The sequence below is a fragment of the Rhodobaculum claviforme genome (genome assembly GCF_016653255.1).
GTDB lineage: Bacteria > Pseudomonadota > Alphaproteobacteria > Rhodobacterales > Rhodobacteraceae > Rhodobaculum > Rhodobaculum claviforme.
In genome coordinates this window covers 1-9,722 of sequence record NZ_NHSD01000137.1, presented here as the reverse complement: position 1 = coordinate 9,722, position 9,722 = coordinate 1, and the positions used below count along the sequence as shown (strand labels likewise).

Annotated in this window: 8 protein-coding genes; 1 reads left to right on the top strand and 7 read right to left on the bottom strand. The window is 67.6% G+C overall.

The window, feature by feature from the left end:
- Positions 1 to 101: 101 nt before the first annotated feature.
- The 7 genes from CCR87_RS04325 to CCR87_RS04295 all read right to left on the bottom strand — a co-directional run bounded on the left by CCR87_RS04325 (position 102) and on the right by CCR87_RS04295 (position 8,641).
- Complete coding sequence (locus CCR87_RS04325) at positions 102 to 1,334, bottom strand: phenylacetate--CoA ligase family protein (RefSeq protein WP_201156342.1); 1,233 nt, start codon at positions 1,332 to 1,334, stop codon at positions 102 to 104.
- Between the two features lie 39 nt (positions 1,335 to 1,373).
- A complete protein-coding gene (locus CCR87_RS04320) occupies positions 1,374 to 2,198 on the bottom strand; it encodes an ABC transporter ATP-binding protein (protein WP_201156341.1) in 825 nt (274 codons plus the stop codon).
- A 61-nt stretch (positions 2,199 to 2,259) separates the two neighbouring features.
- Positions 2,260 to 3,561, bottom strand: a complete 1,302-nt coding sequence (locus CCR87_RS04315; protein ID WP_201156340.1) for an ABC transporter substrate-binding protein — start codon at positions 3,559 to 3,561, stop codon at positions 2,260 to 2,262.
- A gap of 73 nt (positions 3,562 to 3,634) precedes the next feature.
- Positions 3,635 to 4,711, bottom strand: a complete 1,077-nt coding sequence (locus CCR87_RS04310) for a branched-chain amino acid ABC transporter permease (RefSeq protein WP_201156339.1) — start codon at positions 4,709 to 4,711, stop codon at positions 3,635 to 3,637.
- A 3-nt stretch (positions 4,712 to 4,714) separates the two neighbouring features.
- Positions 4,715 to 5,701 carry a branched-chain amino acid ABC transporter permease gene (locus CCR87_RS04305; protein WP_201156338.1) on the bottom strand — a complete coding sequence of 329 codons (987 nt, stop codon included), beginning with the start codon at positions 5,699 to 5,701 and terminating at the stop codon, positions 4,715 to 4,717.
- A 62-nt stretch (positions 5,702 to 5,763) separates the two neighbouring features.
- The gene (locus tag CCR87_RS04300) at positions 5,764 to 6,591 is read right to left on the bottom strand and encodes an ABC transporter ATP-binding protein (RefSeq protein ID WP_201156344.1); all 828 of its coding nucleotides are present in this window, start codon (positions 6,589 to 6,591) and stop codon (positions 5,764 to 5,766) included.
- 67 nt (positions 6,592 to 6,658) lie between these two features.
- Positions 6,659 to 8,641, bottom strand: a complete 1,983-nt coding sequence (locus CCR87_RS04295; RefSeq protein WP_338048871.1) for an AMP-binding protein — start codon at positions 8,639 to 8,641, stop codon at positions 6,659 to 6,661.
- A gap of 245 nt (positions 8,642 to 8,886) precedes the next feature.
- Between CCR87_RS04295 and CCR87_RS04290 the strand changes: the two genes are divergently transcribed.
- A partial coding sequence (locus CCR87_RS04290; RefSeq protein WP_201156337.1) for a PAS-domain containing protein occupies positions 8,887 to 9,722 on the top strand: 836 nt, incomplete at its 3' end.

Genomic DNA, 9,722 nt, shown 5'->3' with positions numbered 1-9,722 from the left:
ACCGGCCCCCCGAGACCGAGCCCCGGGACCCAGCCCGGACACCGACCCCCGAGACGGGCGCCGAGGCGGGCGCGCCGCGCGCCATGCCCCGCCCGGCGCGCTCAGTCGTAGCTGCGCTGGTCCTCGATCACCTTGCCGTCGTTGGGCAGGCTGCCGGGAGGGACAAGCTCCACCTTGCCGCGCAGCTTCAGGGTATCCATGACGGAGGCGGCATAGAGGTCGGGGTTCCCGGCGCGGGTCTCGATCATCACGGTCATGGCGTCCATCTCGCCCTCGCGTCGGGCGATGACGCGGGCGCGGGCGATCTCGGCGTGGCGGGCGACGAGGTCCGCGACCTGTTCGGGGCGCACGAACATCCCCTTGATCTTGGTGGTCTGGTCGGCGCGACCCATCCAGCCCTTGATGCGCATGTTGGTGCGCCCGCAGGGGCTGGCGCCGGGCAGCACCGCCGACAGATCGCCGGTGGCAAAACGGATCAGCGGGTAATCGGGGTTCAGGGTGGTGACGACGACCTCGCCGACCTCGCCGTCGGGGACCGGATCGCCGGTGCCGGGGCGGACGATCTCGACGATGACGCCTTCGTCCACCACCATGCCCTCGGCGGGGGTGCCGTCGGGGCCGGGTACCTCGTGGGCGATGTTGCCCAGATCGGCGGTGGCATAGCACTGGGTGCAGGTGATGCCGCGCTCCGCGTACTCGGCCCGGAGCGAGGGGAACAGCGCCCCGCCGCCCACCACCGCGCGGGTGATCTTCAGCGTGATGCCCTGCTCGGCGGCGCGATCGAGGATGACCTTGAGGAAATCCGGCGTGCCGGCATAGGCGGTGGTGCCGATGTCATGGGCCGCGCGGACCTGAAGGTCGGTCTGGCCCACGCCGGCGGGCAGCACCGTGGCCCCCACCGCGCGGGCGGCGTTCTCGAACATCATGCCCGCCGGAACCAGGTGATAGGAAAAGCAGTTCTGCACGATGTCGCCACGCCCGATGCCCGCGGCGTGCAGGAACCGGCCCAGCCGCCACCAGTCATGCGCCGTGCGCCCGGGTTCATAGATCGGCCCCGGCGACTGGAACACATGCTCGAACTCCGCCAGCCGGGTGGCGGCGTAGCCCCCCAGCGGGGCCATCGCGGCCTGCGCGGCCACCAGTGCGGACTTGCGCAACACCGGCAGGCGGGCCAGCGCCTCCGCGCCGGTGATGGTGGCGGGGTCGACACCGGCCAGCGCCTCGGCCTGGCCGGGGGTGGCCTGCGCGCGCGCGATCTGGGCGGGCAGGGTGCGCGCCAGATCCGCGGCGCGGGCGTCGGGCGTTCGGGTTTCCAGATCGTCGTAGTGGCTCATCGGTGTGGGTCCTTCGTGCCGGCGGGGGGCGTGCGGGGCTCAGGCCAGCCAGCGCTTGCGGCGGCGATAGCTGCGCACCTCGCGATAGCTGCGCCGGCCGGTGTCGGACATGCCGAGGTAGAATTCCTTCACATCCGGGTTTTCGCGCAACGCGTCGGCCGCGCCTTCCATCACCACGCGGCCGTTTTCGAGGATGTAGCCGGTATGCGCATAGCGCAGCGCCACGTTGGTGTTCTGCTCGGCCAGCAGGAAGGTCACGCCCTGTTCCTCGTTCAGGCGCTTCACGATCTCGAAGATCTGCTCCACCAGCTGCGGCGCGAGGCCCATCGACGGCTCGTCCAGAAGGATCGTCTCGGGCTTGCTCATCAGCGCGCGGCCGATGGCGGTCATCTGCTGTTCCCCGCCCGAGGTGTAGCCGGCCTGGCTGCGGCGGCGTTCCTTCAGCCGGGGGAAGTATTCATAGACCAGCTCCAGGTGCTGCTGCACGGCGGCGCGCCCGTCGGTGCGGGTGAACGCGCCGGTCAGCAGGTTCTCCTCCACCGTCAGGTGCTCGAAGCAGTGGCGCCCTTCCATCACCTGGATCACGCCCTTCTTCACCGTGTCGGCGGGGTTGGCGTGGGCGATGTTCTCGCCACGATAGAGGATGGAGCCCTTGGTGACCTCGCCCCGCTCCGAGCCGAGCAGCCCCGACACCGCCTTGAGGGTGGTGGACTTGCCCGCCCCGTTGCCGCCCAGCAGCGCCGTGATGCCGCCCTTCGGCACCGTCAGGCTGACGCCCTTCAGCACGAGGATGACGTGGTTGTAGATCACCTCGATGTTGTTGACCTCGAGCAGCGCCTCGCGGGTCTGGCCGGCGTCGAGCATGGGGGGTCCTCCGCTGGGGTGGGGGCGCGGCCCGGGGGCGTCCCGGGCCGCGCGGTGCGTGTCAGCCGCCGGAGCGGTCGAGGCAGGTGGGGGTGATGTCGTTCTCGGCCGCGTAGGCGAGGCTGTCCTCCATCACCATTTCCATGATCAGCTCGCGGTCCGGCAGGATCCAGTCGGTGATCAGGTTCCATTCGCGGGCGTTGGCGTCCCACTGCTGGATCATCGCCGCCCCGGTGCCGCCGTGGTTGGTGCAGTCGACCTCGAAGGCCGGCCCGAAGCCCGGCAGGCCGAGGCTCTCCATCAGCTCCTCGGTGATCACGAGGTTGGCCATGCCGTCGCGCATCATGGCGGGCGTGATCTGGCCCACGCCGTGGATCTCCTGCGCGACCTTGGCGGCCTCGACCGCCAGCATGGCGGCATACATCCCGCGCGAGTAGTTCACGGTGCCCAGTTCCCCGCCGGTGCCGGCGGCGAGGCCGCGATCCACCACATAGGTCTGCAGGTCGTCATAGACCGGATAGTCGCGGCCCGTGCCGTGCATCGCCAGCGCCTTGTAGCCATGCGCGCCCGCGCCGACCGGGATCACGTCCTGCTCCGAGCCCGACCACCACACGCCGATGAAGTTCTCCATCGGGAAGCGGATGTTGGCGGCTTCCTGGATGGCGGTGGAGTTCATCACCCCCCAGCCCCACATGATGACATAGTCGGGGCGTTCGCGGCGGATCTGCAGCCACTGGCTGCTCTGCTGCTGGCCGGGGCTGTCGACGCCGATGGTCAGAAGCTCGAAGCCCTCGCGCTCGGACAGCCGGGTCAGGGTCGGGATCGGTTCGCGCCCGAAGGCGGAGTTGTGGTACAGAAGCGCGATCTTCTTGTCATCGAGGCTGCCGTCGTTTTCCTCCAGCAGGTAGTTGATGATGACGCTGGCCCCGTCCCAGTAGTTGGCGGGATAGTTGAAGGTCCAGTTGAACACCTCGCCATTCACGGCCGAGGTGCGCCCATACCCCATGGTGTGCATGGGGATCTGGTCCTGCATGGTGCGCGGGATCAGCTGATAGGTGATGCCGGTGGACAGCGGTTGCAGCACCAGCGGGTCCTCGCCGCGCAGGCCCTGGTAGCACTCCACCCCGCGCTCGGTGTTGTAGGCGGTCTCGCACTCCGACTGGCGGATGCGCACGCCACCGATGCCGCCGTCGCGTTCGTTGATCAGCGTCAGGTAGTCGCTGTAGCCGTCGGCAAAGGGGATGCCGCCGGGGGCGAACGGCCCCGTGCGATAGCTCAGCGAGGGGAAGTGCAGTTCTGCCAGCGCAGGCGCGGCGGCGGTCATGCCCACCGCAAGGGCTGCGGCGAAGTGGGTCGTCTTCATTCGGTTATCCTCCCTGTGACGGTCCTTGTGTGCGCCGGGCCCGGGGGACCGGCGCGATGGCCGCGCCCCCTCCTCAGTACGGGAACGGCCACAGGCGCAGCTTTTCCTTGAGCGTGCGCCAAAGTGCAGTCAGGCCGTGCGGCTCGGCGATCAGGAACACCAGGATCAGCGTCCCGATGATCATCACCTCCACATGTGCGGCAAGGTCGGTGGGCCAGCCCAGATTGTTGACCAGCAGCAGCTTCAGCAGCACCGGCCCGATGATCAGGAACGCCGCCCCGATGAACGCCCCCAGGATCGACCCCAGCCCCCCGATGATCACCATGAAGAGGACAAGGAACGACTTGTCGATCCCGAACGCCTCGGAGGCCTCTGCGGCGCCCAGCGCCACGGTGAACAGAAGCGCCCCCGCGATGCCGACATAGAACGACGAGATCGCGAACGCCGACAGCTTGGCGCGCAGCGGGTTCACGCCGATGATCTCGGCGGCGATGTCCATGTCACGGATCGCCATCCACGACCGGCCCAGCGATCCGCGCGTCAGGTTGCGCGCCAGCCACGCCAGCACCACCACGAAGCCCAGGCAGAACAGATACACCGACACCCCGCTGGCCGATGGACCGGTGATCGGCACACCGAACAGCGTGCGCGTCGGCGCGGTGATCATCCCCGTGGGCGAATAGTTGAAGAACCACGGCGCCCGCGTGAACAGCCACACCAGAAAGAACTGCGCCGCCAGCGTCGCCACCGCCAGGTAGAAGCCCTTGATCCGCAGGCTGGGCAGGCCGAACAGCACCCCCACCGCGGCCGTCACCAGCCCCGCGAGGATGATGACAAACACGATGTTCAGCCCCGGAAACGCCGTCATCAGCTTGAACGCCGCATAGGCGCCGACCGCCATGAAGCCGCCGGTCCCCAGGCTCAGCTGCCCGCAGTAGCCCAGCAGCAGGTTCAGGCCCAGCGCCGCGATCACATAGATCAGGAACGGCACCAGCAGCGCAAAGGCCAGGTAGTCCGTCAGGAACAGCGGCACCACTGCGGCGGCAAACGCCAGCGCCAGCCAGTAGGCCCAGCGGTCGCCCTTGATCGGAAAGGTCTGCGCGTCCGCGCCATAGGTCAGCTTGTAGTCACCGGCCTCGCGATAGATCATGACTCAGACCCTCTCGATGATCTTTTCGCCGAACAGGCCCTGCGGCCGGAACAGCAGGAACACAAGCGCGAGCATGTAGGCGAACCAGTTCTCGGTCGCCCCGCCCACGATCGGCTGAAAGAAGAAGTCGAAGAGCTTCTCGCCCACCCCGATGATCAGCCCGCCCACGATCGCCCCGGGGATCGAGGTGAACCCGCCCAGGATCAGCACCGGCAGCGCCTTCAGCGCAATGAGGCTCAGCGAGAACTGCACACCCGAACTTGCGCCCCACATGATGCCCGCCACCAGCGCGACGAACCCCGCGATGGACCAGGTCAGCACCCAGATGGCGCGCAGCGAAATCCCCACCGACAGCGCCGCCTGATGGTCGTCGGCGACCGCGCGCAGCGCGCGTCCCTGCCGGGTGTACTGCGAAAACAGCGTCAGCCCGATCACCAGAACCGCCGCGATCCCCGCCGCCCACAGCGCCAGCTTGTCGATGAAGAAGTCATAGCCGAACAGCGCATAGGTCGTGTCGCCGATCCACACCGACGCCCCCTGCGGCAGCCCCACATCGAGCTGCTTGACCTCCGCCCCCCACATCACGTCGCCCAGGCCCTCCAGCAGATAGGCCAGGCCGATGGTCGCCATGAACAGGATGATCGGCTCCTGGTTGACCAGATGCTTCAGCACCAGCCGCTCCACCAGAAACGCCAGCAGCACCATCACCGCCATGGTGCCGATGATCGCGACGATCGTCGGCAGGTCCCAGCCGAAGTGATGCATCCGGGTGCCGAAGATCGCGTTGATCAGATGCGCGAACGGGATCTGCCCCGTCTGCAGGCCGACCAGCGTCAGGGCCGCGAACAGCGCCATCACCCCCTGGGCAAAGTTGAAGATGCCCGACGCCTTGAAGATCAGCACGAATCCCAGCGCCACGAGGGCATACATCACCCCCGCCATAAGCCCGTTGATCGCCACCTCGATGGCAAAGAAGACCTCGATCGGCATCAGCGCGCCCTCCCTGTTTGCTGAGTGCTGCGGTCCCCCGCGGGCGCGGCGCGCCGGCCGCGTCACGCGTCATCATGGCTCACCCCCAGATAGGCGTCGATCACGGCCTGGTTGTTGCGGACCTCCTCGGGGGGGCCGTCGCCGATCTTCTTGCCGTAGTCCATCACGACGACCCGGTCGGACAGGTCCATCACCACGCCCATGTCGTGCTCGATCAGCACGGTGGTGGTGCCGAATTCGTCGTTCACGTCGAGGATGAAGCGGGACATGTCCTCCTTCTCCTCGACGTTCATGCCGGCCATCGGCTCGTCCAGCAGCAGGATCTTCGGTTCGGCCGCCAGCGCGCGCGCCAGTTCCACACGCTTCTTCAGCCCATAGGGCAGGCGGGCGACCGGCGTCTTGCGGATGTGCTGGATCTCGAGGAAGTCGATCACCTTCTCGACCTTCTCGCGGTGCTCGGCCTCCTCGCGCGCGGCCGGCCCCCACCAGACCGCCTGCGCCAGGATCGAGGCCTTCATGTGGTTCAGCCGCCCCGTCATGATGTTGTCCAGAACACTCATGCCCTCGAACAGGGCGATGTTCTGGAAGGTGCGCGCGATGCCCTCGCGGGCAACCTCGTAGGGGCGCATGCGGGCGCGGCGCATGCCGCGGTACCAGACCTCGCCCTCCTGCGGGTGATAGAAGCCCGAGATCACGTTCAGCATCGACGACTTGCCCGCGCCGTTGGGCCCGATGATCGCGCGGATCTCGCCTTCGCGGATGTCGAAGCTGATGTCCTTGATCGCCACCACGCCGCCGAAGCGCAGGGTGATGTTGCGCATCTCCAGGATCGGCCCGCCGATCCGCCGCCCGTCGGGCGTGGTGAAGATGTCGGCGTCGGCGCTTTCCATCTGCTGGACCTGAAGCGCGCGTGCGTCGGAAATGCTCATCCGGTTACCCCCTGCATCCGCCGTGCGGTCATTGTGCCGCGACCGCGCGCGCAGGCGTCACCACCCGGGCATCGCGGATTTCCAGCGTGGCCTTGATCGAGCCCTTGCGCCCGTCCTCATAGGTGACTTCCGTCTCGGTGGAGATCCGGCTGGAGCCGCCGTAGAGCGCGGCGATCAGGTCGGCGAACTTCTCCTCGACGATGCGGCGGCGGACCTTGCGGGTGCGCGTCATCTCGCCGTCGTCGGCGTCCAGTTCCTTGTGCAGCACCAGGAACCGGTGGATCTGGCAGCCCGACAGCATCTTGTCCTCGGCCACGCTGGCGTTGACCTCCTCCACATGGCCCTGGATCGTCTCCAGCACCTTCGGGTGACCCGCCAGTTCCTGATAGCTGGAGTAGGCGATGTTGTTGCGCTCGGCCCAGTTGCCCAGCGCCGTCAGGTCGATGTTGATGAAGGCCACGCACATCTGGCGGTCGGCGCCGAACACCACCGCCTCCAGGATGTTGGGATAGAACTTCAGCTTGTTCTCGACGTATTTGGGCGCGAACAGCCGCCCGTCGGCCATCTTGCCCACGTCCTTGGCGCGGTCGATGATGCGCAGGTGCCCGGTGCCGTCTTCGAAGAATCCGGCATCGCCGGTCGCCACCCAGCCCTCGGCGTCCTTGGTCGATGCGGTGCTTTCGGCGTTCTTGTAGTATTCCACGAACGTCCCGGGCGAGCGGTAGAAGACCTCGCCGTTGTCGGCGATCTTCACCTCGACGCCCGGTGACGGCACGCCCACCGTGTCCGAGCGGACCTCGCCGTCGGGCTGCTGGGTGATGAAGACCGACGCCTCGGTCTGGCCGTAAAGCTGCTTCAGGTTGATCCCAAGCGAGCGGTAGAAGTCAAAGATCTCCGGCCCGATCGCCTCACCCGCCGTATACGCCACCCGCACCCGGCTGAGGCCGAGCGTGTTCTTCAGCGGCCCATAGACCAGCAGATCGCCCAGCTGGTACTTCGCCCGGTCCGCCGCCGACACCGGCTTGCCGTCCAGCAGCGCGGGACCCACCCGGCGCGCGTGCTCCATGAAGTTGTGGAACATCCGGCGTTTCAGCGGGCTTGCATCCTCCATGCGGATCATCACGCTGGTCAGCATGGTCTCGAAAATCCGCGGTGGCGCGAAGTAATAGGTCGGCCCGATCTCGCGCAGGTCCATGATCATCGTCTCGGGGCTTTCGGGGCAGTTCACGCAGAACCCCGCCCAGTACGCCTGTCCGATGGAAAAGATGAAATCGCCCACCCACGCCATCGGCAGATAGGCCAGCACCTCGTCGTCCGAGCGCAGCTTGTCGAACTCGGCCGAGGCGCGCGAGGTCTCGATGATGTTGCGGTTGGACAGCACCACGCCCTTGGGCTTGCCCGTGGTGCCCGAGGTATAGAGCATCACGCAGGTGTGGTCCCACGTCAGCTCCGCGATGCGGGTGTCGAGTTCCTTGTCGAAGCGCTGGTGGGCGACCTTGCCCTCGGCCTGCACATCGGCCAGCCAGTTCATCCGGCTGTGGTCGTATTTCCGCATGCCCCGCTTGTCGAGGTAGATGATCTGCTCGATGCAGGGCACGCGCTCCTGGACCTCGATGACCTTGTCGACCTGCTCCTGATCGCCCGCGACGACAAAGCGTGCGCCGCAGTGATCCAGCACATAGACCATCTCCTCGGCCACCGCGTCCTGATAGAGCGGCACCGGGATCGCGCCGCAGCACTGCGCCGCGACCATCGACCAGTACATCGCGGGCCGGTTGCGCCCGATGATCGCGACATAGTCGCCCCGCTCCAGCCCCAGCGCGAGGAAGCCCAGCGCAATGGCGCGGATCTCGTCGGCGGCTTCGGCCCAGGTCCAGCTTTGCCAGATCCCGAATTCCTTTTCGCGGTATGCGGTCCGGTCGGGGCGCACGGCCACGTTGTGGGCCAGCAGCGCGGGCACTGATCGCAGGCCCTCATCCACGGGTTTGCGGGTCTTGACGTCGTCGCGCACGGGCACCTCCCCTGTCCGTCATGCCGAAGGGGACGGGCGCGCGGGGCGTCGACCTCCCTCGACCCCCGCGCGCCCGGCGGCATGCCCTGCCACACCCCCTCCCGGGTCGCGTCCCATGGGGTGGGGGGCAAAGTTTACCTGACTTTTGCGCAAACCTTGCGAATTGTTACCGGGGCCGTTGTCCGGTCCCCGTGCGGCTGCTAACGCTTTGGCATGGTCGATGGGTGTGGGGGGAACAGCGACGCATGGCGCAGTCCGAGGACGCCACCGCCAAGCTGACCCGCGCGGGGTTGAACCTGATCCAGCAGGCGTTGTCGATCTATGACAGCGATCTGCGGCTGGCCAACTGCAACCGCCGGTTTCAGGAGATGTTCGACCTGCCCGACTGGGTCGTCACCCCCGGCGCGCGGTTCGAGGACACGATCCGGTACCTCGTGCAGCGCGGCGAATACGGCCCCGTGGACGACCTCGATGCCGCCGTGGCCCACCGGGTGGAGGCCGCCCGCGCCTTCCAGCCCCACTACATCGAGCGCGCCCGCCCCGATGGCCGCTGGATCTCGGTCGAAGGCGCGCCGCTGCCGCAGGGGGGCTGGGTCACCGTCTATACCGACATCACCGAGATCAAGTACCAGGAGCGCCTGCTGAAGATCCGCGCCGATGAGCTGTCGGCGCAGCTTCTGGTCGATTCGCGCAGGCTGGCGCAGGCGAACCGCGCGCTCGCGGCGTCCAACGCCGCGCTGGAGGAGGCCAAGCGCGAGCTGACCGAGATGGAGGCCCGCACCCGCCTGACGACAGAGATGATGCCCGCCCACATCGCCCATGTCGGGCCGGATCTGGTCTATACCTACTCCAACCGGCGGCTGTCCACGATCCTGCCGGGTCGGCCGAGCGAGATCGTCGGCCTGCATGGCCGCGACGCGCTGGGGGCCGATGTGTTCGACCGGATCGAGCCGCGCCTGCACCGCGCGCTGATGGGCGAGGCCTCGGTGTTCGAACTCGCCCACGAGGACAGCGGTCGGCGCATCCGCGTGGCGTTGACCCCCGACACCGCCGGTCCCGACAGCGCCCCCCCCGATATCGC